Raw genomic sequence first — 22,972 nt, 5'->3', positions numbered from 1 at the left:
CGCTGCGGCATCCGCGCTATGCTTTCGCTTTGGGCCTTAGCACATGGGGTTTGGCGGCATCGTACAATGCGGAGTCAGGGAACCCGTTATCCTGCGCGAGGGCGGGCCCCAAGAGAATCAGTGCCGTACGAGTGATTTTGGCATCCCGTGCTTTTGCGCGAATATCGGACAAGGTTCCACGGATGATCAACTGATCCGGCCAGCCCACGCGGTAGATCACAGCGGCAGGACAGTCGGCCCCGTAGTGAGGGGTGAGCTGGCGTTCAATTTCACGCAGCGCACGGATGCCAAGGTGGATCGCCAGCGTTGTTCCGGTGCGCCCGAAATTGTCGAGCGTTTCACCCGCAGGCATGCCCGTCGATTTCATCGACATACGAGTCAGCACGATAGATTGCGCCACTTCTGGCACGGTAAGTTCTTGGCCCAACGCCGCAGCCGCCGCTGTATAGGCAGGAACGCCGGGGATGATTTCATAATCGATCCCGTCAGCCTTTAGGCGACGAATTTGTTCAGCGATGGCCCCGTAAAGCGACGGATCACCCGAATGCACACGCGCAACGTCTTGGCCCTTGGCGTGTGCTTTGACGATTTCAGCATGGGTTTCATCAAGGTGCATGGGCGCAGTGTCCATGACCAACGCCCCCTCGGGCGCGATAGAAACCACCTGTTCGGGAACCAGTGAGCCCGCGTAAAGGCAAACGGGGCAGGCCTTGATCAAGCGCGCGGCTTTGAGCGTCAGAAGTTCAGGATCACCCGGCCCTGCGCCGATGAAGTAAACGGTCATTTATGCAGTCTCCGGTTCGTAGGGGTCATGGCGTTTGTCGGTAAGGTCGCCGTCAATTTTGCGGGCATAGCCACGCGGAGTGAACATGCGCGGTCCCTCGCCCAATTGAGCAAGGCGCGAGTTGGATGACCCGATCAGGACAACCGTCAACATGTCGACCTCATCCACCTCAAGTTCGTCCAAACGGCGGTAGCGCACCAGTTCCGTTGGGCGGCCAAGGTTAGACGCGAGCATCACAGGCGTATCCGCAGGGCGGTGTTGCAGCAGGATGTCGCGGGCTTCGGCCAATAGCGTCCGGCGGGTTTTGGACACGGGATTGTAGAACGCGATCACAAAGTCCCCTTCGGCGGCCGCTTTCAGACGCCGGACGATATCATCGCGTGGAGTCAGAAGATCAGACAGGCTGATCGTACAGAAATCATGCCCCAGCGGCGCCCCTGCCCGCGCGGCGGCACCTTGCAAGGCAGACACACCAGGGGAACAGACGACTTCAACACGACGAGCTGCATCGCTGACGCCTTCCTCGTTTTCGGCACGATCCAGCAGTTCGAACACCAACGCACCCATAGCGTAAATGCCCGCATCCCCAGAGCAAACCAGCGCGACGTTCTTGCCGAGAGCCGCTTGTTCGAGGGCATAGCGGCAACGCGCTTCTTCTCCACCCAACGGGAAATCGCTGCGGATCTTCCCAGCCGCGAGCGGCCCTAGAAGATCAATATACAATCCATAACCCACCAATTCTTCTGCGTCCGCGACAAGACGGGACACTTCTGGCGTGCGCCACGCCGCCTGACCCGGCCCGATGCCGACAACAGACAATCGCCCGCGAGGGCGACCTTTTAGGCCCGTAATCGGTACGGGCGCTTTAGCAATTGCGCAGGTCGTCGTGGCGGTTTTGGTTTTCTCGACGTGCAGCGTGGCGTCTGGCCCCGCTGCGGCGAGGGCAGCCCCTTCGGACACACCACGGGTTCCGACTTCAGCCAAGACCACGTCAGACGGGTTGGCGAGGCGCGGCGTTTCGGCGTTCAGATCGTCCGCCGTGAAGACGCGGAGCGGCACGCCAAGACGCTTGGCGGCTTGGATGATTGCTGGCTCATCGGCCTTCAGATCAATCGAAGCAACACAGGCGATGGCACCCTGCGCGATGTTGTTGCTTTGCAGAACGCCTTCGACATGGGTCCACAAATCGTCGGGGTCGGCATTGCGCGCACAGCCTAACCCAAGCGTGAAATGTTGCGGGTGATAAACGAGGCGCGTGTCGCTGCCGTGTGTTGGCGCATCCGTTACGCAAAGTTCGACGTCGTCACCATCGGGCAGTTGTGCATCAAAGATCGCGTCGCCGGACCATGTGACGCCACCACCTGACAGAAGTGTTGCCATGACTGATTTCGCGTCTTCAGGGTTCTGGAGGCGGTATCCCAACGGCGGCTCATCCAGCGCAACGCCCAAGGCGACGTCCCCAGCGGTCGTCACGGCTGCCGTTCCCTCTAAGGCTTCGGCGATCTGCTTGGCCAAACGGTTCGCGCCACGATGCCCGCCCAACAATGGAACAACGACCTTGCCGTCGTCGGACACCGAAATGACTGGTGGTTCGGTGGTTTTGTTGTTGAGTTGTGAAGCCACACCGCGGATCAGAATGCCCGATGCACAGACGCCGATGATCGGGGTCCCTGCAGCAAACAGATCACGAGTGTGATCAAGCGCGTTGGCAAAGAAAGCATCCGCTGTTTCCACCCGATCCTCACGGCCATGGACAGCGCAATTCATCGCCTTGGCGATGGCATGTGCGGTGGGTTCACCGGATTTCGACAAAGCGAGAACGACTGGAGTTAGAGCCACGGGTCGGCTCCTTTCGTGAGTAAGATCATTGAGAAGTAAGGTGCCTTTTCGGGCGCTTGAGCGAGCGGACGCACAACCTGTTCAGGCAGTGTCGCGCGTTCGATATAAGTGGCATTTTCCGTCAACCCGAGGTCTTCGATGACTGCGCGGATTTTGGGAAGGTGGCGACCGACTTTCATGATTGCCACGGCTTCGGCGCCTGCAATCCGGTCGCGCAGTTCAGCTTCGTCCATCGGGCCGGGCAGGACGGTGAGGCGTTCATTACGCGCAACGAGCGGCTGTTCCGAAGAGGCTGCACAGGCTGTCACAGACGTCACTCCGGGAACCACGCGGACCTCAAAACGGTCCTTGAGGCGGGCGTGGATATACATAAACGAGCCGTAGAAAAACGGGTCACCTTCGCACAGGCAGACAACGTCTTTGCCGTCCGACAAAGCCTCGGCAATCTGCGCCGCACCTTTGTCATAGGCCGCTTGCGCAGGGGCGCGGTCAACCGTCATAGGAACGTCCATCACGATTTCCGTCGCATCCGCCGAGATCAGATCAGCTGCGATTGAACGCGCAAAACTGTCGGCGCCAGCGAGGGTCGGATAGGCAATGACATTCGCGGCCTCAATCAAGCGGGCCGCGCGCAGCGTCATCAAATCAGGTGCACCGGGGCCAAGGCCCACACCATACAGAATTCCGGTCATCGCTTGATCAGGCTCCATTGTGTGACGGGCATCGCGGGACGCCATCCGGTGAGTTTGCCAATCGGGTCCGCGCGGTGTGTCTGGATTTTCACAAGATCGCCGCCGTGGGCTTTGTGTAGTTCTATCAACAGGGCTTCGGATTCCAGCGTCACTGCATTTGCGACCAGTCGACCTAGAGGGCGCAGAGCAGCCCAAGCTGCCTTAAACGTCTCATGCGACAAGCCACCACCGATGAAGACGGCATCAGGTGGTGCAAGACCCTCGAGCGCAGCGGGCACAGTACCGTCGATGATTTCCAACTTAGGTGCACCGAGCGCGAGCGCATTTTGCGCGGCCAACGCACGCCGATCAGCGCGAGGTTCGATGCCGACGGCGCGGGCGTAACGGGCCGCACGCATCCATTCGATGGCGACGCTCCCGCAGCCTGTGCCGATGTCCCAAAGAAGTGCGCCGCGCATCGGCATGAGTTTGGCAACGGTCGCGGCGCGGACTTCTTGTTTGGTCATTGTCCCGTCAGACTGGAACAATGCATCTGCAAGGCCCGGCACACGCGGCAAGAGCGCAGCATCAGGGGCAGCAACGCAGTCGATGGCCAGCGTATTGAAAGCGGGAACATCGTGAGACCAGCTATCGGCGATACCATCGAACCTTTTCTCACGGTCTCCACCCATCGCGGCAAGAACTGTCATCTTAGAACCACCAAAGCCGCGATCTGTCAGAAACTTGGCGATCTGTGCGGGGGTTTCTGCGCCCGTCGTCAAGACGATAAGACGCTGATCAGGTTGAATGAACGCGATCATTTGCTCAACGGGGCGACCATGCACCGTCAGTGTTTCAACATCAGCCAAAGACCAGCCCATGCGGGCAGCGGCAAGCTGAAACGCGCTGAGCTGCGGGTGGTAGACAAGTTGGTCCGCGGGAACCGAACGACCGATGCGCGCGCCGACCGAGAACCAGAGAGGATCACCTGTCACAAGGACGACCGCACGACGGTCTTTCAAGGTCTCCAGCGTGGAAATCATCGCATCAAAGGGCGAAGGCCAAGCAAGGCGTTCTGCGTTGGGGTTAACCGAAAGCGTGTGGTGGCGTTCGCCGCCGACAATCACATCAGCAGCTTCAACAACGGCGCGAGTGGCTGGCGTCAAACCGTCCATCCCATCTTCGCCGATGCCAACAATATGAAGCCAAGGTGCGTTAGGCATTCGAAATCTCCGGCAGCCCTGCGGACAAGGCGTTCACGGCAGCAGACGCCATCGCGGAACCGCCTTTGCGCCCACGAAGGGCGACGAAATCAACATCGCGCGGGTTGGCTGCTAGTTCGGCTTTGGATTCAGCGGCCCCGACAAAACCAACTGGGAAACCAAGGATCACAGCAGGTTTCGGAAACCCTTGGTCGATAAGATCGAGCAAATGGAACAGCGCGGTGGGTGCATTACCGATGGCAACCACAGCATCCTTTATGTGAGGTTCCCAAAATTCAACAGCCGCAGCAGACCGTGTGTTGCCGATCTGCTTGGCGTGATCTGGCGTGCGAGGGTCGTTCAGCGTGACGATAACGTCATTGTTCGCGGGCAGATAACGGCGAATGATACCAGCGCCAACCATTTCACAGTCACACAAGATCGGCGCGCCCGATTGGAGTGCGTGATGCCCAGCAAAGGCCGCATCTGGCGAAAATGCCAATCGGTCAGCTATTTCAACCATGCCACAAGAATGAATCAAACGCGTGATAAGCGGGCGCAAGGCCTCGGGGAACCGCTCCAAGCGAGCCTCTTTTGTCACGGTCGCGAATGACTGTGCGTAGATCGCTGAAGGGTTGGTTTCATAGGGGCGCATTGTAGGCTTTCGGGCGATTACGTCTTGGATTTACGTGCAGATTCTGGCCCGTGAGGGTGATCCGCGTGCGGGTAAGCCGCGTGATGATGGTGATCGTGGTCATGGTGGTGGTCATGCCCGTGATCGTGGTGGTGATGATGGAGGTCATGGTCGGCCGTTAAGCGGCACATACCGGTACAGAAAGTATCGCACATCTTGCAGTCAGATACGTTCGAACCAGGGGCCGATGCACCTTGGCCTTCAACGTGGTGGTGGTGGCTTTCCTGAACCGCGCCCACTTCACCCTCAAAGCCGAGGACTTGGGTGCGGTATTTACAGAGCACGCAGGTAGACGGCGGTGTATCTGCAAACGCCGGGTGATTGCGTTGGTCTGGTGAAATGTGGCGATGCTCTCCGTCATCGAAGGCAAGGACCTGTTCGCGATAGCCGCAAATGCCGCAGTTGGGCGGAGGCGTCGCGTGAGTTTGTTCAATAATACGTTCCGCAAACGTCTCGAGCACCTTTGGATGGTCGCCAAGGTAAGCCGCTTTGACGAATTGGGTGTCGGGGTTTTCGGCGGCAACTTGGTCAGTAAAACCATAGATGCGATCGATAAGGATGCCCGAGAACAAGAAGTACGGTGCGACGATGATACGCTTGTAGCCGAGCTTGGCCGCGTGGGTCAGGCAGGGTTCAACCAACGGGAAGGTTACACCGGAATAGCCGACTTCGAGCCAACCAAAGCCGAGGCCTTCTTGCAGCATGCGGGCGATCTTAGAGACGTTACCGTTCGCATCCGGATCAGATGCACCACGGCCAATAACCACGAGGCAGGTATCGTGACGATCAACAGGGCCGTATTTGGAATCGGCAGCCGCAATCGCATCGTTAATGCGCCCAGCGGCAGCGGCAATCATTTTCGGATCAACGCCAAGTTCGCGACCGTAACTGATCTGCATGCCATGTTTGGCGGCGTATGTGTTCAGTACCGTCGGGATATCATTTTTGGAATGCATCGCCGCGAACAGCATACCCGGAACAGCAAGGATACGGGTGCAGCCCGCATTACGTAGCTTATCGAGGCCGTCGCGGATCACGGGATTAGCGAATTCGAGATACCCGTATTCGGTCTGCCAATCATCCGGAAGATACGCAGGCAGCTTATCAGCGAGCGTGGCGAATTCATCAACAGCGGACTGGCTACGGGAACCGTGACCGCAAATCATCACGCCTGTCTTTTCAATGCTCATGCTGGGGCGCCTTCTTCTTCGATATCATCCTCGGGGGCGTCTTCCTCGGCTTGGGCCTTATCAGACTTCTTGCGCGCGCCAAGGGCGGCAATGCCGGCTGCAATGGCGATGCCGCCCAATGCGATCCAGTGGCCATGGCCGGCGACCTCACCGATGTGGCCGATATGTGCTAGCGCGGGGGATGCCGCGAACGAAATAAAGAGTGCGAGGGTAAGGCGCATTGGGGTCTCCTGATGTCACAAGCCAGAGAACCGCCTAGCGGTTTGGACGATATGCCCGCGCGGTTCCCTTTTTGGGTCAACCTATTGGGCAACAACCTCTCTGGCCCTGTTGGGCGTCGTCTTTGACGTTGGTAACGCGCAGGCGGCGGCTCTGCAAACGGATTCGCGGCGGTGAACGGTTTGAATGCGACCTGTGCGCAGGCGCACCTTTGCTGCGCTGACGGCGGGAATTGGTCAAATAGCGCAGATGCTTTAGGGGATAGGCAAGCAAAGAAGGAACTCGCTATGGGACAATTGGTCGACGGCAAATGGCATGACGTTTGGTATGATACGAAATCGACCGGTGGAGCGTTCAAACGAACCACGGCGAAGTTTCGCAATTGGATCACGGCTGACGGATCTGCGGGGCCATCCGGTGACGGTGGTTTCGAAGCCGCATCCGGACGCTATCATTTATACGTGTCTTACGCTTGCCCATGGGCGCACAGAGCGTTGGTCTTCAGAGCGCTAAAGAGGCTTCAGGACCACATATCCGTAAGTGCAGTGCACCCAGACATGTTGTCGGATGGATGGACGTTTGAGACAGACAGCCACGGGGCGACGGGGGATGATCTTTATGGGCTTCCCTTTGCTCGTGATATTTACCTAAAGGCCGATCCAAACATTAGTGGCCGCGTCACCGTGCCGATCCTTTGGGATAAGGAGCGTGAAACGTTTGTGAGCAACGAAAGCTCCGAGATTATTCGCATGTTCAATTCAGCGTTTGATGGGATCACCGGCAACACAGACGACTACTGGCCCGAAGACATGCGCGACGCGATCGAGGATGTGAACGCGCGCATCTATGACACGGTCAACAATGGTGTCTACAAGTCCGGCTTTGCAACAACGCAAGAGGCGTATGACGCTGCAGTCGTTCCCCTATTTGACAGCCTGGGCTGGCTAGAAGAACGGCTTGGCCAAGCGCGCTATTTGATGGGGGACAGGATAACCGAAGCCGACTGGCGGCTTTGGACGACCCTTGTTCGGTTTGATCCGGTCTATCATTTGCATTTCAAGTGCAACAAAAAGCGCGTTGTGGATTACCCGAACCTTTGGGGGTTCACGCGGGACTTGTATCAGGTCGAAGGCATCGCAGAGACCGTGAACATGAACCACATCGTCCGTCATTATCACTACAGTCACGACACGATTAACCCGAGCCGAATTATCCCGATCAATCCAGATTTGGACTTTATGGCGCCGCACGGTCGCGAAACCGTTTAATGTGATGGGTTGAAGAGGCGGCAGGTTTGGGGTTGAAGTTACCGAACCAAATTAAGAGGCCGTCATGACGACTTGGATTACAATCTGCGACACCTGCAAACGCTCAGGCTGGGAAGAAACCGGCATGGAGAAAACAGACGGCGAGGCCTTGGCCGAAATGGTCGAAGCCGCCGCTGAGGGCGCGAGCGATGTGCGCACCCGTCGCGTGTCCTGCACGATGGGATGTGATCGCGCCTGCAACATTACGGTGCAGTCCAGCAGCAAGATCAATTACTCGCTGGGGACCTTTGAGGCCACGGCCGAGGACGCCGAAGCCATCGTTGAATATGCTGCAAAACACGCGGCATCCGAAACAGGGCAAGTGCCCTATCGCGAATGGCCGCAGGGCGTGAAAGGACATTTCGTGTCCCGCCACCAACCGCTTCCAGATGAGTGAAAAGCGCGACCACGGAGGCGGGCTAGACGCGGCAGTCGCCAAATATGGTGGCAGCCGCAACGAATGGTTGGACCTAAGCACGGGCATCAATCCAGTGCCCTATCCTGTGGGCGATATTGGCCAAGACGCATGGACCGCGCTGCCCGATCAAGGCGCAATGGATCGGTTGCTGGCGGCGGCGCGCGCGTTTTGGAATGTGCCTGATGGCGCAGAAATTGTTGCCGCGAATGGGGCATCTGCGATTATTGCCAAGGTGCCTTATCTGACGGATCATTTCGGCGCGACCTACATCCCCAAACCCACTTACAATGAACATGCTGCGGCGATTTCGGCGTCACCCAATTGGATTGAAACGCACGACTCTGATGATGCACCAATGCATATCTATGTTCACCCCAACAATCCCGATGGTCGTATTTGGCCTGAAACGCGGATGGGTGGGCGTCTCTTGACCGTTATCGACGAGAGTTTTTGTGATGTGATGCCGGAGAGAAGCCATATCGCAATGGCCGAGGATCAGGGTGTCTTGATCCTGAAGAGTTTCGGCAAATTCTGGGGACTTGCCGGGCTGCGGCTGGGGTTTGCGATTGGCGCGCCGCGCACGTTGGCGCCTATTGAAACGGTTAAGTTGCCGCTTCGCAAGGAAGAGGTCAGGCCGCTGGCCACGTTGTCGGACCATTTGGGGCCGTGGGCTGTGGCCGGTCCTGCGCTGGAAATCGGTGCGCGGGCATTGGAAGACGTGGAATGGGCCAAAGCGACGCGCGCGCGCTTGATGGTGGATGCGGCGCGATTGGATCGCGTAATGACACAAGCTGGTGCTACATTCGTGGGCGGCACAGATTTGTTCCGGTTATATGAAGTTTCGGACGCTGAGGCCGCACAAAACCATCTGGCGCAAGGCCACGTGTGGTCGCGTATTTTCCCCTATTCAAAAACGTGGCTGCGGCTGGGATTGCCAGCGCCAGATCGCTGGGCGCAGTTAGAATCCGCTGTTGAAGGGTTGGCCTGATGGCGTTGGTTCTGGCAATGGTGCTGGACGCAATTCTTGGTGAACCAAAATGGCTTTGGGACCATTTCCCCCATCCCGCCGTGCTCATGGGCCGCTGCGTTTCGGCGCTTGATCAAAAACTGAACGACCGCACCCGTCAGAAAGGTATCGCAGCCGTGCTGGTGCTTTTGATTGCAGCGCTGGCGATTGGCTATTTGCTGCAGTCCCTTCCGGGAATCTGGGTTGAGGTCGTTCTTGGTGCCATCTTACTGGCGCAACGGTCTTTGGTCGACCATGTAAAAGCCGTCGCGGATGCCTTGCGCCTGTCGGTCGATGACGGGCGTTCTGCGGTGGCGATGATCGTTGGTCGCGATGTGCGCGACATGGATGAACCTGCAATCGCCCGCAGTGCAATCGAAAGTGCCGCTGAGAACCTAAGCGATGGTGTGATCGCGCCCGTATTTTGGTTTGCCGTCGCTGGGCTACCGGGTCTTTTAGCCTATAAGATCATCAATACCGCGGACAGCATGATCGGTTACCGCACCGAGAAATACGAAGCATTTGGATGGGCCGCAGCGCGGTTAGACGATGTTTTGAACTGGATTCCAGCGCGGATTACGGCCCTGCTCCTTTGGGCGGTTGCACCGAACCGCCCCACATGGGCCGCGATCCGACGCGACGCGGCCTTGCACCGCTCCCCCAACGCGGGCTGGCCCGAGGCCGCGATTGCACCTGCCCTCGGCGTCTCTCTCTCTGGGCCGCGTAGCTATGAAGGTGTGATACAGGACTTCCCTTGGGTGAACCCAGTTGGCTCAAAAGACGCAGGTGCGGATGACATCGATGGCGCCATTGCATTGCTTTGGAAAGCATGGGCGCTCGCACTATTGGTCATCGCTGTGATCGCTGCCACGCCGTTATTGGCGTGGTTTGCCGGATCGGCGCTTGCGGCTTGAGGGGCATGCGCTAATTTGGGCGAAACCTAAGGAGACCCAATGATCCGATCCCTGACACTCGCGCTCTCCGTTTTCGCCAGCGGCGCCACAGCCCAGACCTGCGGTGGATCGTGGTCTGACTTCATCGCCGCCGCGACGGATCGAGCCATAAGCATGGGTTATTCCCGCCAGTCGGCCATGGCGTTTTTCAACGGAGCCCAGCAAGATCAAGCGGTGTTGCAAGCGGACCGCGCACAGGGCGTGTTTCAACGCGATTTCATCGACTTTTCGCGGCGGCTTATTTCCAGCAACCGCATCCAGAACGCACAGGCGCAGGCCCAACAGCAGGATGCTATATTTGACCGGATCGAGGCAGAGCTCGGCATTCCACGCGGTGTGATGCTGGCTTTTTGGGCGTTTGAGACGGATTTCGGTGCGTTTCAGGGGGATTTCAACACCCGCAATGCGCTGCTGACGCTGGCCCATGATTGCCGCCGACCAGAGCTGTTTCGCCCGCACATTTATTCCGCCCTTGAACTGTTCATACGTGGCGATTTTGACCCTGACCGCACGACAGGCGCTTGGGCCGGAGAGATTGGCATGGTTCAAATGCTGCCGGGCGACATCATCGAAAATGGCCGTGACGGCGATGGCGACGGCCATATCACCCTAAAAACCTCCGCGCCGGATGCGCTTTTGTCAGGTGCAAGCGTGCTGTCGTCGCTGGGCTGGGTTGCAGGGCAGCCGTGGTTGCAAGAAGTCACAGCACCGAGCGAGATGGATTGGTCCCTGTCCGGAACAGAAGTGAAAATGTCGACTTCTGATTGGGCTGGCATGGGCGTTACAGCCCGCAATGGGTCGCTTCCGAATCTACAAGCGTCTTTGATCCTGCCAATGGGCCGAAAGGGGCCGGCGTTCCTCGCCTATCCGAATTTTGACGTCTATTTCGAGTGGAACCAATCGTTCGTTTATGTGCTCACCGCCGCCTACTTTGGCACGCGGTTGGAAGGCGCGCCTGTCTATAACGCGGGCAATCCGGATGCGGGGTTAAGCGGTGAACAGGTTCAGCAGCTGCAACGCAAGCTTGAAGCGCGTGGGCACGACGTCGGTGGCGCTGACGGTATCATCGGCGCCCGCACAAGAGTCGCGATTCAGGCTGAACAACAACGGCTGGGGATGCCTGCTGATGCATGGCCCACGCCCGCCCTTTTGAATGCGCTTTAGGTGAAGTGGGGCGTTTGCACCACGGCCAAGGCGCCTCTGACCCAGTTGCTGGCGTTTGTGGCGTGGCATCGTGCCGCTGGCGCGGCGCATATCTGGGTGCATCTGGATGACGCGGATGAGATCACGGGCCACGTTCTAAACCAGCTGGATGATGTAACAGCGATCCTGTGTGATGACGCCTACTGGGCCGTGCTAGGCATGCGCCCGAACAAACAAGAACCCCGCCAAAGCTACAACATGCAACGCATCTACGCTGAAGCCGCCTTGCCTGTCATCGCCCATGTCGACATCGACGAATATCTCTATTGCACAAGGTCAATCAGCGACGTTCTGGATGACTGGGATGATGATTTCCCATTCATGCGGGTCGCCCCAGCCGAAGCTCTGAACGACCCCTCATTGCCCGATGATATCTTCACCGCGCGGCAGTTCCGGCTGCCTTTTCCCAACGGGATGCCCGCTGAAAAACGCATGGATGTTCTTGGCGATTACACCGCGCTGCTGAAAAAGAATATGCTAAGCCATAAGGTCGGCAAGAGCTTCTTTAAGACTGGAATAAAGGGACTGATCCCAAAAATTCACGCGGGATCATTCGGGAAAAAAGAACCACCACTGCATGTGCCCGTGACCCCAGAAATCGTTGTTCTTCATTTTCATGCGCAGGACAAAGCGGATTGGCTCGCAGCCCTTCCGCACCGCACAGTCAACGGTGCCTATCGTTTCAATGAGACTTTGGCGGCGTTCCTTGAGGATGCGAGTGCGACCGAGGTTGATGCGTTCTACGAAGCAACGCAGGTAGCGACGCCTCAACTCGTTTCAGCATTGGCAACGCATGGATTGCTGGTCGAGGCTGACCTACGGCTACGCGACAAAGTTGAGGCGTTGTTTTAGGGCACACAGTTTATGAAAGGGACCGATGCACCTCAAACAAAGAGCCTAAGAACGCTGCACAAATATCTATTTGGGGCCTTCGCATTTAGCATCGCCGCTGTCGGCCTTGAGGTCTTGCCGTTAATGGTTTTTCGGCAAACCGAAATCGTAACGATCACCGAAATCGGTGCGGCGCGGGAATGCCGAAGCCGCCGAAGTTGGAAAGTATTCCCGAAGTTCAGGTCAGACCAGCCAAGTTTCGGCCTCACGTATTGCGGCCTAATCAGATCTGATTACGGGAGTTTTGAATTACCCGAGAGCCGTGTGCTATCGCTATTTGGGGCATCGCGAGAGGCGCTTTTTGACAGTCTGGCCGTAGGATGCCGTTTTGAGGTCACCGTCGCAGGCCCTGGCTTAGAACTTCGAGAGAACGGTCCCGCATCCAACCGTAACCGAACCCTCGTTAGTGCGCGCCCAATTGAAGAGTGCCTAGGCTAGGCGACCAGCGTTGTAGCGGCTTTTAGATCGACGCTTACCAATTGGCTAACGCCTTGTTCGCCCATCGTCACACCAAACAAGCGATCCATGCGCGACATTGTCACCGCGTGGTGGGTGATGATCAGGAACCGCGTATTGGTGCGGCGTGTCATTTCATCAAGCAGATCACAGAAACGCGTCACGTTGGCATCATCCAGTGGCGCGTCGACCTCGTCCAACACACAAATCGGCGCGGGATTGGCAAGGAAGACAGCAAAGATCAGCGCCATGGCCGTCAGTGTCTGTTCGCCGCCCGACAGCAGCGATAGCGTGCTGAGTTTCTTGCCCGGAGGTTGGCACATGATCTCTAGGCCAGCTTCGAGTGGGTCATCAGATTCCACCAAGACCAGTTTCGCCTCACCACCACCAAAGAGGTGGCTGAACAACGTCCCAAAGCTTTCATTGACCTGTTCGAATGCCGTCAAAAGACGTTCGCGGCCTTCTTTGTTGAGTGACGCAATACCGGTACGCAAGGCGCGGATCGCCTCCTCAAGATCGGTCTTTTCTTTCACCAGCAGGTCGTGTTCGTCCTGAACTTCTTTGGCGTCTTCTTCGGCGCGTAGATTCACTGCGCCCAGCGCGTCGCGTTGACGCTTGAGCCGATTGACGTCGTTTTCTATTGTCTCGGACGCCGGCATGTCCTCTGGATTGACGGCCAACTGCTCCAGAAGGTCTTCTGGTGTGGTTTCTTGCGCTTCCTGAATGCGTTCCGCGGCGTAGTCCACAGTTTCCTTAGCCGCATCTGCGCGGGCTTCTGAACGGGCGCGGGCCTCACGGGCCTCGGACGCGAGGCGTTCAGCGTCGCGTTCGGCCATCGTTGCATCACGCAGGGCGCTTTCTGCTTCAGCAAGCTTATCGGCGGACCCTTTGCGGCGTGTCTCGGCCTCATCAATGGCGTCAGCCAACTCTTCACGCTTTGCCGCGATCTCGGCAGGGGCCGACGTCGCGTCTTTCAATTCGGCTTCGGTTTCGTCCTTGCGCTCCTGCAATTCAGCGGATCGTTTGTTCGCGGTCTCCAAGCGATGCTTCCAGCCGCTGACTTCTTTGGTAATTTCTTGCGCGCGTTTTGTTCGGACTTCGCCGGTGCGGCGCACTTCGTCATAGCTCGACCGTTTTGACATCATCGTCATACGGGCCGCTTCGACGGTCATCTTGATGTCTTCGACTTGGTGGCGAGCTTCATCTAAGTTCCCAAGGGACCGCAGGCTACCTTCTGCCTCGGTCAGAGCTTTACGGGCGCTCATGGCTTCTTCTTCGTGTCGCGTCACCGCGAGGCCGCTGGATTCCAGCTTGCCGTCCGCCAAATTGCGATCGGCTTCTGCACGGGACAATGCGCGATTTGCGTCGGCGACAGCGCCATCGGCGGCGCGCCGGGCTTCGCGGGCGGCTTTGTCTGCTTGGGCCAACTCGGCCAGTCGCGTTGTTAGCATTTCATGGGCTTGGCGCATCCCATCCGCCTTGGCGGTCGCATCGTTGAGGTCTTTCTTGAGCCCCTCGAGGCGGTTGAGTTGCTGCAGGCGCAACGCAGCAGCAGACGGTGCGTCTTCGGCAGCGGCGCGGAACCCGTCCCAACGCCAAAGATCGCCCTCGATGCTGACAAGTCGTTGCCCGGGCGCTAGGTCCTTTTGCAAGCGCGGACCGTCGGCGGCATCAACAAGACCCACCTGCCCCATCCGACGGATCAACACTTCGGGCACAGAAACGTAGTTGGTCAACGCCTTGACGCCGGACGGCAGCGATTGCGGCTGAGGATAGTCCGGCAGGGGGACCCAACCAGAGCCCATATCCGGCGTGACGGCGGGGGCTTTCAAATCATCCGATAGCGCGGCACCAAGTGCCTTTTCATAGCCGCCCTGCACCCGCAGTTGGTCAAGGATCTGGGAACCTTCGGAACTGTCGCGATCCACCAATTTCGCAAGCGCGGCTGTTTCTGCACGCAATGCGTTAGCTTCGCCTTCAGCCTCGGAGCGATGCGCACGTGCATCGGCCTCGCGGGACTGGGTATCAGCACGCGCCGCTTCAGCCTCAGCCAAAACGGTTTCGGCTTTGTCCGCCGTCGCGCGGGCTTGCCGTTCGGCGGCTTGGGCCATTTCAAAATCTGTGGCCGCTTTTGCAAGGGCAGCTGTTGCATCCGCTTTCGCCGCAATCGCACGCGCGGCTTCTGCTTCGTTCTTTTCTAAGGTCTTGCGGTAGTCGTCGATCAAACGCTGCGCGGATTGGTGGCGCGCGGCAAGGCGCGCGACGTCTTCGGTTAGTTGGGCGAGGTCGGCTTCGCGATCCGCCAGAATCTGTGCACCGTCGGTCGAGGCAACGCGAGCCTCTTCCAGCAACGCGTCATGGCCTTCGCCGGCTTTGGCGATTTCGCCAGCTTCCCACTCAAGGCGGTCTATTGTTTCGCCAGCATCTTTGTTCAACTCGGCCTCGCGGGCCATGTCTTTGGCCAGCTGTTCGATCCGGCCCGTCAGCGTTTCGATGGTCTGTTTTGCGCGGGTTTCTTGATCGGCCAAGGTATCGCGTTGCACGTGGAGGCGCTGCAGCACGGCGGCGGCGATTGCCTCTTCCTCACGAAGCGCGGGTAGCGCGTCCTCAGCGCCTTGTCGCACTTTGGCCGATTGGCGCGCGGCGGTTTCAGCGCTTGCCGCATCGGTGGTGCGTTGGCGCAATTGGTCGGCGGCAGCCGCGCGGGCTTCGTCGGCTTCCTTCCAACGACGGTACAAAAGCAGGCCTTCGGATTGGCGCAGTTCTTCACCGATAGAACGGTAACGCGCAGCTTGGCGGGCTTGGCGCGCAAGCTGGCCAAGCTGACTCGCAAGCTGTTCGATCACGTCGTCGACACGGGCAAGGTTCTGTTCAGAGCCTTTGAGCTTTAGCTCTGCCTCATGGCGACGTTGATAGAGGCCGGAGATGCCCGCGGCTTCTTCCAAAATGCGGCGACGCGCTTTGGGTTTAGAGTTGATGAGTTCGGCGATTTGGCCCTGCCGGACCAGCGCCGGTGAATGCGCCCCTGTCGAGGCATCAGCAAACAGCATCTGAACATCGCGCGCGCGCACGTCTTTGGTGCCGACCTTATAAGCGGACCCGACATCGCGGGTAATGCGGCGCACAATTTCCAAGTTGTCGCTGTCGTTGAACGCGGCTGGCGCCAAGCGTTCCCCATTATCAATATGCAAAGAGACTTCAGCAAAGTTACGTGCCGGACGTGTCGACGCACCAGCAAAGATCACATCTTCCATGCCGCCGCCGCGCATGGCCTTCGGACGGTTTTCGCCCATAACCCAACGCAGCGCTTCGAGCAGATTGGACTTGCCGCACCCATTTGGCCCAACGACACCAGTCAGGCCGTCCTGAATAATCAGGTCGGTCGGGTCTACGAAACTTTTAAAGCCGTTCAGGCGAAGGCGGGAAAACCGCATTTGGGCTGCTCTTTTTGATTCTTTGTCTGGCGTGCAGTTTGAATGCCCTACGTCGTGCGAGTCAACGAACCCACACTGGATGTGGGTGAATTGGCGGATTTATCCACAAGATATTGCCCATGACAGCGCGGTATGGGCCTAAATCACGGCCACGAAACTGGTGCATAGCGTCGCAATCGGCCCCTTCGTGCCGGAATCAGCCTTGACCGATCATCTGTGCCAGCGCACAACGGTTGTGCATGGTTCATTGCGCCAAGGCTAAGCCGAAGCGCGGAATCAAATGGGAATGTGGTGCGCACCGATCCAATTAGGAGGAGCAAAACCACAGCCGCCCCCGCGACTGTAAGCGGTGAGTGTTCGTCCATACCACTGAGGCAACTCGGGAAGGGGACGAGGTTCACATTGACCCGCGAGCCAGGAGACCTGCCATGCAAAATGTAACCCGTCGTCGGGGATGACGACCGCAAAGGGATTGAGACATGAAAAAGAATATCTTCGCCGCATTGGCACTTACTGCAACTGCCTCTCCGGCTTTGGCGCACCACCCGTTGGGCGGCCTGCCCATGGAAACACTTGCACACGGGCTGATGTCCGGCGTGGGTCACCCAGTTCTGGGCTTTGACCACCTCTTCTTTGTCGTTGCTGTTGGCATCTTGGCATTGTTCACAGCGAACCGTTTCTTGGCACCAGCTGCCTACATTGGCGCGATGCTGGTCGGTTGCGGCCTGATGTATGCAGGCGTTGCAATGCCTGCCGCCGAGCTGGTTATTGTCGCATCTCTCGTGGTTGCCGGTGGCTTGCTCGCGTCTGGTCGCGGCGTATCGCCTACAGCGATCGTTGCCTTGTTCGCAGTCTTCGGTTTGTTCCACGGTTCCGCATTTGGCGGCTCTATTGCTGGCCAAGAAGGCGGCGTTGGCGGTGCAGTTCTTGTTGGTTACCTGGTCGGCCTTGGTGCGATCCAGTACGCAATCGCATTGTTCGCCGGTTGGGCTGCAAGCAAAGCAGGTTCGGTTTCTCCGGCGTCTGTTAATGCGCGTCTTGTTGGTGCTGCAATCGCCGGTGTCGGCCTGTTCCTTGGCTTGGAAGTCATCGAAGGCCCAATCGTTGCGCTTTTGTCCGCAGCCTAAGACCTTAATTCTACGAATTTTTGGCGGTCCTTCAGGGGCCGCCATTTCGCATGCAAAACCCTGAGGATACCCCATGGCTCCCAAAATTCCCGCAACCGTTGTCACCGGCTTTTTGGGAGCAGGTAAGACAACGCTGATCCGTCACATGCTCGAAAACGCCAACGGTAAACGTATTGCTTTGATCATCAATGAATTCGGTGATCTTGGCGTGGATGGCGACATTCTGAAAGGCTGCGGCATCGAAACCTGCACCGAAGAGGATGTTGTTGAGCTGTCCAACGGCTGCATTTGTTGCACGGTCGCCGATGATTTCATCCCGACGATGGAGCAACTTCTGGGGCGGGACAATCCGCCAGACCACATTGTAATCGAGACGAGCGGGTTGGCATTGCCTCAGCCCTTGGTTCGGGCGTTCAACTGGCCGGGCATTTCGACAAAGGTGACGGTCGATGGCGTTGTCACTGTGGTTGACGGCAAAGCTGTCAGTGCGGGTCAGTTTGCGCATAACGTGGCCGCTGTTGATGCCCAACGTAAGCAAGACGAAAACTTGGATCACGAAACACCGCTTGCAGAGCTGTTCGAAGATCAGATCGCCTGTGCGGATATGATTGTAGTGAACAAAGCGGACTTGCTTGCCGATGGCGAAGCAGATCATCTACGAGCCGTGCTAAAATCCGAAGCCCGCAAAGGCGTTCAGGTCGTCACAGCCACGATGGGGGCCCTGCCCGTGAATGTCCTGCTTGGTCAAGGCGTTGGCGCCGAGGCTGATTTGGATGCCCGCCACGAGGTCCACCATCATCACCACGATCACGACGACGATCATCACCATGATGACGACCATGATCACAGTCATGAACACAGCCATGGCCACGATGAGTTCGAAAGCTTCGTCGTTGAACTCGGAGAGATCGAGGACGCAACTGCTTTTGCTGAAAAGGTCGCCGATGTGATCCGCGCCCATGATATTTTGCGCCTTAAAGGCTTTGCCGCGATCCAAGGCAAGCCGATGCGCCTGACGTTGCAGGCCGTAGGGCCACGCGTGGACACCTATTTTGACCGCCCATTTGGCATGGCACCGCGTCTGACGCGGCTCGTTGTGATCGGTCAGGCTGGCCTGAACATGGCCGAGATCGAGGCCGCGCTTAAGGCATGATCGTCGTCCAGGCAGGTCATCCCAAAGACACAGCCCCAGCTGCCCTGCTGGCCCAAAGCCATACCTTGATGAATGCCATGTTTCCCGCGGATGCGTGTCATTACCTCGACCTTGATGCGCTGTGCGCCGAGAACATCAGGTTCTTTGTCGCGCGCGAAGGTGATGCCATTTTGGGCATAGGGGCCTTGGCTCTGCAGGATGGCTACGGCGAAGTGAAATCCATGTTCACAGACGAAGCAGGGCGCGGCAAAGGGGTCGCCGCAGCAGTTCTGCGGATGGTCGAAGACACAGCACGCGAAGAAGGTTTAACAATCTTGCGCTTGGAAACCGGGACAGGGCTAGACGCTGCGCACCGGCTTTATGGCCGGTTTGGCTTTGAAAAATGCGGGCCCTTTGGCTCCTACGAAGACAGCCCCTATAGCGTCTTCATGGAAAAATCGCTCGAGGGTGCCGCGTGACCCTACTTTTTGTTCTTCTCGGCGTTTTCTTTCATCCGCTCCAACAATTCGGCCTTGGACGGACGCTGTCCGAACGGTGTCTTCTTGGTGCCATAGGCGTTGTGCTCAGAATGGCGGGGTTGGCCCTTGGCGGGCTTAGGAGCGCCTGCAGCTTTATAGTCCATGGGAAGTCTCCTGTTTTGAAGGCGTGTAACTGATGCATCTGTTGGCGGCAACTCCTGGGGCAATTGATGACGGGAAGGAACCTGTCGATCTGGGGCAATCGCCTGCTGATGTGGTCGTCATTTCTGCTGCGGACACCGAACTGGCCGCTTTGTCTGCCGCACGAGGTGAATTGACAGATGCACCAAGCCTGCGCTTGGCGAGCATGATGCATCTGATACATCCGCTCTCGGTTGATTTGCATCTGGATCAATGCGCGACCAAGTCACGGCTGGTTATCGCCCGTTGTCTTGGTGGCGTCGGATATTGGAAATACGGGGTCGAGCAGTATGCAGCACGTTTGCACGAAGCGGGCGTTCCCTTGGCCCTACTCCCCGGTGATGACAAACCCGACGCCGAGTTGCGTAGCCTGTCCACGGTCTCGGATGAAGACTACGATGCACTGTGGTCTTACCTCGTAGAAGGCGGTCCAGAAAACTCAACGAATTTCCTGAGCTACGCCAAGGCCATGCTCGACGGGGGCCAAACGCCCGAGCCAGCGCGGCCCCTATTGAAGGCTGGTGTTTATTGGCCTGGCGCTGGGATCAGCGATCTGGCGACCGCGCAGGCGGCATGGACCAAAGACGCACCTGTCGTGCCAATCGTGTTCTATCGCGCGTTGGTGCAAGGCGCGGGCCTGAACCCGATCAACCGATTGGTGAAGTCGCTGTTGCGCGCAGGATTGAACCCTCTACCCGTCTTTGTGGCCTCCTTGAAAGATCCACTTTCACAAGCGACGCTCGAAGGGTTGTTTCTGGACGCCCCGCCGAGCGTTATTTTGAATTGCACAAGCTTTGCCGTTGGCTCGCCTCATGCGGGGGACACCGCGTCGTTAAACCCATTGGCCGCGCCCTTTGCGAACAAGGCGGTGGTGTTTCAGGTCGTGTTGGCGGCATCCTCCGAACAGGCTTGGGCAGATGGGCTCACTGGTCTGAGTGCGCGCGATATCGCGATGAATGTGGCGCTCCCCGAGGTTGATGGGCGCGTGCTGTCGCGTGCGATAAGCTTTAAGGGTGAGGCTTACTTTGACGAGGCCACCGAATGTCCAATCGCGACCTACCGTGCCGTCGGTGATCGTGTGCAGTGGGTCACTGATCTGGCCGTCAAATGGGCGAACCTGCGGAATACCTCTGCTCAGGATAAAAAGGTTGCCTTGGTTCTGGCGAACTATCCAAACAAGGACGGACGCCTTGCCAATGGCGTTGGCTTGGATACCCCTGCGGCGACAGTTCATACACTGGGGCTTCTTGCGGGTGAGGGATACGACGTCACCCCGCCAGAAGATGCGAAAGCCTTGATGGACGCCATGATGGCGGGTCCGACGAACTGGTTAACTGATCGCGCGGATCGCGACGGTGGTGAGGTTTTGCCGCTTGAAATCTATCGTGCGTATTTCGATGACCTGCCGTGGTCGGTCAAACAAGACATGACAGATCGGTGGGGTGCGCCCGAGGATGATCCGTTTCTGCGCGACGACGGGTTTGCTTTGTCTGTTCACCGGTTCGGCAATGCTGTGGTCGGGTTGCAGCCTGCGCGTGGCTATAACATCGACCCGACCGATACCTATCATTCGCCGGACCTTGTGCCGCCGCACAACTACCTCGCGTTCTATTTTTGGCTGCGCCATCACTGGGGGGCGGACGCGATTGTTCACATGGGCAAGCACGGCAATCTTGAATGGTTGCCCGGCAAAGCAACAGCACTAAGCGAGACCTGCTGGCCAGAGGTCGTGCTCGGCCCAACCCCGCATATCTATCCATTTATCGTCAATGACCCCGGCGAAGGCACGCAAGCCAAGCGGCGCGCGGCTGCGGTTATCATCGACCATTTGACACCGCCACTGACCCGCGCCGAAAGCTACGGCCCGTTGCGCGACCTAGAAGCATTGGTGGACGAGTACTACGAAGCCGCAGGCGTAGATCCGCGCCGGATCGAGCTTTTGCGTAAGGAAATTCTGTCCCTATCCGATGTCACCGGCCTCGCGAAAGACGCGGGATTTCAGGGGGATGAAGACGGTGACCTTGCCAAACTGGACGCCTATCTCTGCGAGCTGAAGGAAGCACAAATTCGCGACGGGTTGCATGTGTTTGGTGTGTCACCCGATGGGACCTTGGAACGCGACTTGGCGATTGCTCTGGCCCGTGTGCCGCGCGGCGACGGGACTGGCCGCGACGGGTCTTTGCTGCGCGCGCTGGCCGCTGATTTAGGTCTGTCGTTTGATCCGCTGGATTGTGACATGGCCGCGGTTGCAGCCGAGAAACCCGAAGTTTTGGTTACGCTGTCAGTCGATGGTTGGCGCTCGCTGGGAGATACTGTCGAGCGGTTGGAGCTGTTCTCGCAAGCTCTGCTAGATGGAACCGCTCAGGCGCCTGGCGACAAATCCCAAGCTGTGTTGTCGGAAATTCAGGACAAGATTTTACCAGTCGTGCGTGCATGCGGACCGAACGAAGGGGTGGAGCTCCTCAGGGCCCTAAAAGGACACTTCGTCGCCCCTGCGCCATCCGGCGCGCCGACACGTGGGCGATTGGACGTTTTACCGACAGGCGGGAATTTCTATTCTGTCGATGCCCGTGCTGTTCCAACGCCGACCGCTTGGACGCTGGGTTGGAAGTCCGCGAACCTGCTGATCGAGAAACATTTGCAGGACCACGGCGATTGGCCCCGCGCGATGTTGGTGACGGCTTGGGGTACGGCAAACATGCGAACTGGTGGCGATGACATCGCACAAGCAATGGCGCTTATGGGCGTGAAGCCGAAGTGGGATGCCGCCAACCGCCGCGTCACAGGGTTTGAAGTTCTGCCCGAGGGAGTACTGGGTCGGCCCCGCGTTGATGTGACCCTGCGAATTAGCGGCTTTTTCCGCGATGCGTTCCCACAGTTGATCGCTTTGTTTGATAGCGCCGCCAAGGCTGTTCAGGATTTGGATGAGAGCGCTGATCAGAACCCAGCAGCAGCTCGTTCACGGGCGGGCGAAACACAGGCGCGAGTCTATGGCTCGAAACCCGGGGCTTATGGCGCGGGTCTTCAGGCGATGATTGATGAACGGCTCTGGACGGACCGCAAAGACCTCGCGGATGCCTATCTTGAGTGGGGTGGATATGCCTACGGTGCTGGCACCGAAGGCGCGAAAGACCGCGACGGTTTCGAGGCGCGTCTGGGGCAGGTCGAAGCCATCGTGCAAAACCAAGACAACCGCGAACATGACGTGCTCGACAGTGACGATTATTACCAGTTTGAGGGTGGGGCCGCAGCGGCCGTGGCCACGTTGCAAGGCCAAGACCGTCCGATCTATCACAACGACCATTCGCGCCCCGAGCGGCCTGTCATTCGCACTTTGGATGATGAGATAGGCCGTGTTGTTCGATCCCGAGTCGTCAATCCAAAGTGGATCGATGGCGTCAAACGCCACGGCTACAAAGGCGCTTTCGAGATTGCGGCGACGGTGGACTATCTGTTTGCGTTTGCAGCAACGACCGGTGCCGTTCAGAACCACCATTTCGACCTCGTAGAAGAAGCATTCTTAGCCGATGACGAAACGCGCGAATTCATCGCGCAGCACAACGCGCCTGCCCTAAGCGAGATCGCCCTGAGGCTTCAGGAAGCGATCGATCGCGGGCTGTGGACGCCCCGCAGTAATTCCGCTCGGGCGCGGATCACAGGATTGCTGGAATAGCGGCTTGGTGGTGAAGGGGTGGTGAAACCTAAATCCCGGCTGCCAATGCAGCAACACCGAGGTACGATACAAAAAGCACTATTGAAAACACAC

Annotated in this window: 19 protein-coding genes and 1 riboswitch; of the genes, 10 read left to right on the top strand and 9 right to left on the bottom strand. The window is 58.1% G+C overall.

Translation table 11 applies throughout. The features are described 5' to 3' along the window. Positions 1–16 precede the first annotated feature (16 nt). From cobM to KO486_RS05070, 7 genes are read right to left on the bottom strand one after another with little or no spacing between them, the layout of a single operon-like run. On the bottom strand, positions 17–784 hold the full coding sequence (gene cobM / locus KO486_RS05100; protein WP_216036155.1) for a precorrin-4 C(11)-methyltransferase: 768 nt from the start codon (positions 782–784) through the stop codon (positions 17–19). After that, a complete protein-coding gene (gene cobJ, locus KO486_RS05095; RefSeq protein ID WP_216036154.1) occupies positions 785–2,623 on the bottom strand; it encodes a precorrin-3B C(17)-methyltransferase in 1,839 nt (612 codons plus the stop codon). Further along, positions 2,614–3,315, bottom strand: coding sequence for a precorrin-2 C(20)-methyltransferase (gene cobI, locus KO486_RS05090; RefSeq protein WP_216036153.1), 702 nt, complete (start codon positions 3,313–3,315; stop codon positions 2,614–2,616). Before cobI ends, cobJ begins: the two co-directional genes overlap by 10 nt. After that, positions 3,312–4,517 (bottom strand): precorrin-6y C5,15-methyltransferase (decarboxylating) subunit CbiE, encoded by a 1,206-nt coding sequence (gene cbiE, locus KO486_RS05085; protein ID WP_216036152.1) that lies wholly within the window; start codon positions 4,515–4,517, stop codon positions 3,312–3,314. The genes cobI and cbiE overlap by 4 nt, the downstream gene beginning before the upstream one ends. Next, positions 4,510–5,151 (bottom strand): precorrin-8X methylmutase, encoded by a 642-nt coding sequence (locus tag KO486_RS05080; protein WP_216036151.1) that lies wholly within the window; start codon positions 5,149–5,151, stop codon positions 4,510–4,512. The genes cbiE and KO486_RS05080 overlap by 8 nt, the downstream gene beginning before the upstream one ends. 17 nt (positions 5,152–5,168) lie before the next feature. After that, positions 5,169–6,380 (bottom strand): sirohydrochlorin chelatase, encoded by a 1,212-nt coding sequence (locus KO486_RS05075; RefSeq protein WP_216036150.1) that lies wholly within the window; start codon positions 6,378–6,380, stop codon positions 5,169–5,171. After that, the gene (locus tag KO486_RS05070; RefSeq protein ID WP_216036149.1) at positions 6,377–6,601 is read right to left on the bottom strand and encodes a DUF6732 family protein; all 225 of its coding nucleotides are present in this window, start codon (positions 6,599–6,601) and stop codon (positions 6,377–6,379) included. The genes KO486_RS05075 and KO486_RS05070 overlap by 4 nt, the downstream gene beginning before the upstream one ends. Before the next feature lie 285 nt (positions 6,602–6,886). Here KO486_RS05070 and KO486_RS05065 point away from each other — a divergent pair, with 285 nt between their 5' ends. The 6 genes from KO486_RS05065 (at position 6,887) to KO486_RS05040 (ending at position 12,338) form a co-directional block, all read left to right on the top strand. After that, complete coding sequence (locus KO486_RS05065) at positions 6,887–7,867, top strand: glutathione S-transferase family protein (protein ID WP_216036148.1); 981 nt, start codon at positions 6,887–6,889, stop codon at positions 7,865–7,867. Between the two features lie 64 nt (positions 7,868–7,931). Beyond that, positions 7,932–8,303, top strand: coding sequence for a DUF1636 domain-containing protein (locus tag KO486_RS05060; RefSeq protein ID WP_216036147.1), 372 nt, complete (start codon positions 7,932–7,934; stop codon positions 8,301–8,303). Next, the gene (locus KO486_RS05055; RefSeq protein ID WP_216036146.1) at positions 8,296–9,312 is read left to right on the top strand and encodes a threonine-phosphate decarboxylase; all 1,017 of its coding nucleotides are present in this window, start codon (positions 8,296–8,298) and stop codon (positions 9,310–9,312) included. The genes KO486_RS05060 and KO486_RS05055 overlap by 8 nt, the downstream gene beginning before the upstream one ends. Then, positions 9,312–10,244, top strand: coding sequence for an adenosylcobinamide-phosphate synthase CbiB (gene cbiB / locus KO486_RS05050; protein WP_216036145.1), 933 nt, complete (start codon positions 9,312–9,314; stop codon positions 10,242–10,244). Before KO486_RS05055 ends, cbiB begins: the two co-directional genes overlap by 1 nt. Before the next feature lie 39 nt (positions 10,245–10,283). After that, complete coding sequence (locus KO486_RS05045) at positions 10,284–11,447, top strand: peptidoglycan-binding protein (RefSeq protein WP_216036144.1); 1,164 nt, start codon at positions 10,284–10,286, stop codon at positions 11,445–11,447. Then, the gene (locus KO486_RS05040; RefSeq protein ID WP_216036143.1) at positions 11,448–12,338 is read left to right on the top strand and encodes a glycosyltransferase family 2 protein; all 891 of its coding nucleotides are present in this window, start codon (positions 11,448–11,450) and stop codon (positions 12,336–12,338) included. A 473-nt stretch (positions 12,339–12,811) separates the two neighbouring features. Here the strand turns inward: KO486_RS05040 and smc are convergent, their stop codons facing one another. Next, the gene (smc, locus tag KO486_RS05035; protein WP_216036142.1) at positions 12,812–16,267 is read right to left on the bottom strand and encodes a chromosome segregation protein SMC; all 3,456 of its coding nucleotides are present in this window, start codon (positions 16,265–16,267) and stop codon (positions 12,812–12,814) included. 223 nt (positions 16,268–16,490) lie between these two features. After that, positions 16,491–16,713: riboswitch (cobalamin riboswitch) on the top strand. A gap of 33 nt (positions 16,714–16,746) precedes the next feature. Between smc and KO486_RS05030 the strand changes: the two genes are divergently transcribed. The 3 genes from KO486_RS05030 to KO486_RS05020 all read left to right on the top strand — a co-directional run bounded on the left by KO486_RS05030 (position 16,747) and on the right by KO486_RS05020 (position 19,005). Next, positions 16,747–17,394, top strand: coding sequence for a HupE/UreJ family protein (locus KO486_RS05030; protein WP_216036141.1), 648 nt, complete (start codon positions 16,747–16,749; stop codon positions 17,392–17,394). Between the two features lie 73 nt (positions 17,395–17,467). Next, complete coding sequence (gene cobW / locus KO486_RS05025; RefSeq protein ID WP_216036140.1) at positions 17,468–18,547, top strand: cobalamin biosynthesis protein CobW; 1,080 nt, start codon at positions 17,468–17,470, stop codon at positions 18,545–18,547. Beyond that, positions 18,544–19,005 carry a GNAT family N-acetyltransferase gene (locus tag KO486_RS05020; protein WP_216036139.1) on the top strand — a complete coding sequence of 154 codons (462 nt, stop codon included), beginning with the start codon at positions 18,544–18,546 and terminating at the stop codon, positions 19,003–19,005. The genes cobW and KO486_RS05020 overlap by 4 nt, the downstream gene beginning before the upstream one ends. A 2-nt stretch (positions 19,006–19,007) precedes the next feature. On the opposite strand, the gene KO486_RS05015 is transcribed toward KO486_RS05020, so the two are convergent. After that, a complete protein-coding gene (locus tag KO486_RS05015; protein ID WP_216036138.1) occupies positions 19,008–19,169 on the bottom strand; it encodes a hypothetical protein in 162 nt (53 codons plus the stop codon). A 32-nt stretch (positions 19,170–19,201) separates the two neighbouring features. Between KO486_RS05015 and cobN the strand changes: the two genes are divergently transcribed. Continuing rightward, positions 19,202–22,879, top strand: coding sequence for a cobaltochelatase subunit CobN (gene cobN, locus KO486_RS05010; RefSeq protein ID WP_216036137.1), 3,678 nt, complete (start codon positions 19,202–19,204; stop codon positions 22,877–22,879). Positions 22,880–22,972: the final 93 nt, after the last annotated feature.

Origin of the sequence: Octadecabacter sp. B2R22 (assembly GCF_018861045.1) — a bacterium.
In the GTDB taxonomy this organism is placed as follows: Bacteria; Pseudomonadota; Alphaproteobacteria; order Rhodobacterales; family Rhodobacteraceae; genus Octadecabacter.
The sequence above is the reverse complement of the archived record's forward strand: the minus strand, read 5'-3'. Positions and strand labels throughout refer to the sequence as shown.

Excerpts from the sequence above, each read along its gene's own strand:
- cobM (WP_216036155.1), bottom strand. The coding sequence starts at position 784 with ATGACCGTTTACTTCATCGGCGCAGGGCCGGGTGATCCTGAACTTCTG.
- cobI (WP_216036153.1), bottom strand. The coding sequence starts at position 3,315 with ATGACCGGAATTCTGTATGGTGTGGGCCTTGGCCCCGGTGCACCTGAT.
- cbiE (WP_216036152.1), bottom strand. The coding sequence starts at position 4,517 with ATGCCTAACGCACCTTGGCTTCATATTGTTGGCATCGGCGAAGATGGG.
- KO486_RS05080 (WP_216036151.1), bottom strand. The coding sequence starts at position 5,151 with ATGCGCCCCTATGAAACCAACCCTTCAGCGATCTACGCACAGTCATTC.
- KO486_RS05075 (WP_216036150.1), bottom strand. The coding sequence starts at position 6,380 with ATGAGCATTGAAAAGACAGGCGTGATGATTTGCGGTCACGGTTCCCGT.
- KO486_RS05070 (WP_216036149.1), bottom strand. The coding sequence starts at position 6,601 with ATGCGCCTTACCCTCGCACTCTTTATTTCGTTCGCGGCATCCCCCGCG.
- KO486_RS05065 (WP_216036148.1), top strand. The coding sequence starts at position 6,887 with ATGGGACAATTGGTCGACGGCAAATGGCATGACGTTTGGTATGATACG.
- KO486_RS05060 (WP_216036147.1), top strand. The coding sequence starts at position 7,932 with ATGACGACTTGGATTACAATCTGCGACACCTGCAAACGCTCAGGCTGG.
- KO486_RS05055 (WP_216036146.1), top strand. The coding sequence starts at position 8,296 with ATGAGTGAAAAGCGCGACCACGGAGGCGGGCTAGACGCGGCAGTCGCC.
- cbiB (WP_216036145.1), top strand. The coding sequence starts at position 9,312 with ATGGCGTTGGTTCTGGCAATGGTGCTGGACGCAATTCTTGGTGAACCA.
- KO486_RS05045 (WP_216036144.1), top strand. The coding sequence starts at position 10,284 with ATGATCCGATCCCTGACACTCGCGCTCTCCGTTTTCGCCAGCGGCGCC.
- smc (WP_216036142.1), bottom strand. The coding sequence starts at position 16,267 with ATGCGGTTTTCCCGCCTTCGCCTGAACGGCTTTAAAAGTTTCGTAGAC.
- KO486_RS05030 (WP_216036141.1), top strand. The coding sequence starts at position 16,747 with ATGAAAAAGAATATCTTCGCCGCATTGGCACTTACTGCAACTGCCTCT.
- cobW (WP_216036140.1), top strand. The coding sequence starts at position 17,468 with ATGGCTCCCAAAATTCCCGCAACCGTTGTCACCGGCTTTTTGGGAGCA.
- KO486_RS05020 (WP_216036139.1), top strand. The coding sequence starts at position 18,544 with ATGATCGTCGTCCAGGCAGGTCATCCCAAAGACACAGCCCCAGCTGCC.
- KO486_RS05015 (WP_216036138.1), bottom strand. The coding sequence starts at position 19,169 with ATGGACTATAAAGCTGCAGGCGCTCCTAAGCCCGCCAAGGGCCAACCC.
- cobN (WP_216036137.1), top strand. The coding sequence starts at position 19,202 with ATGCATCTGTTGGCGGCAACTCCTGGGGCAATTGATGACGGGAAGGAA.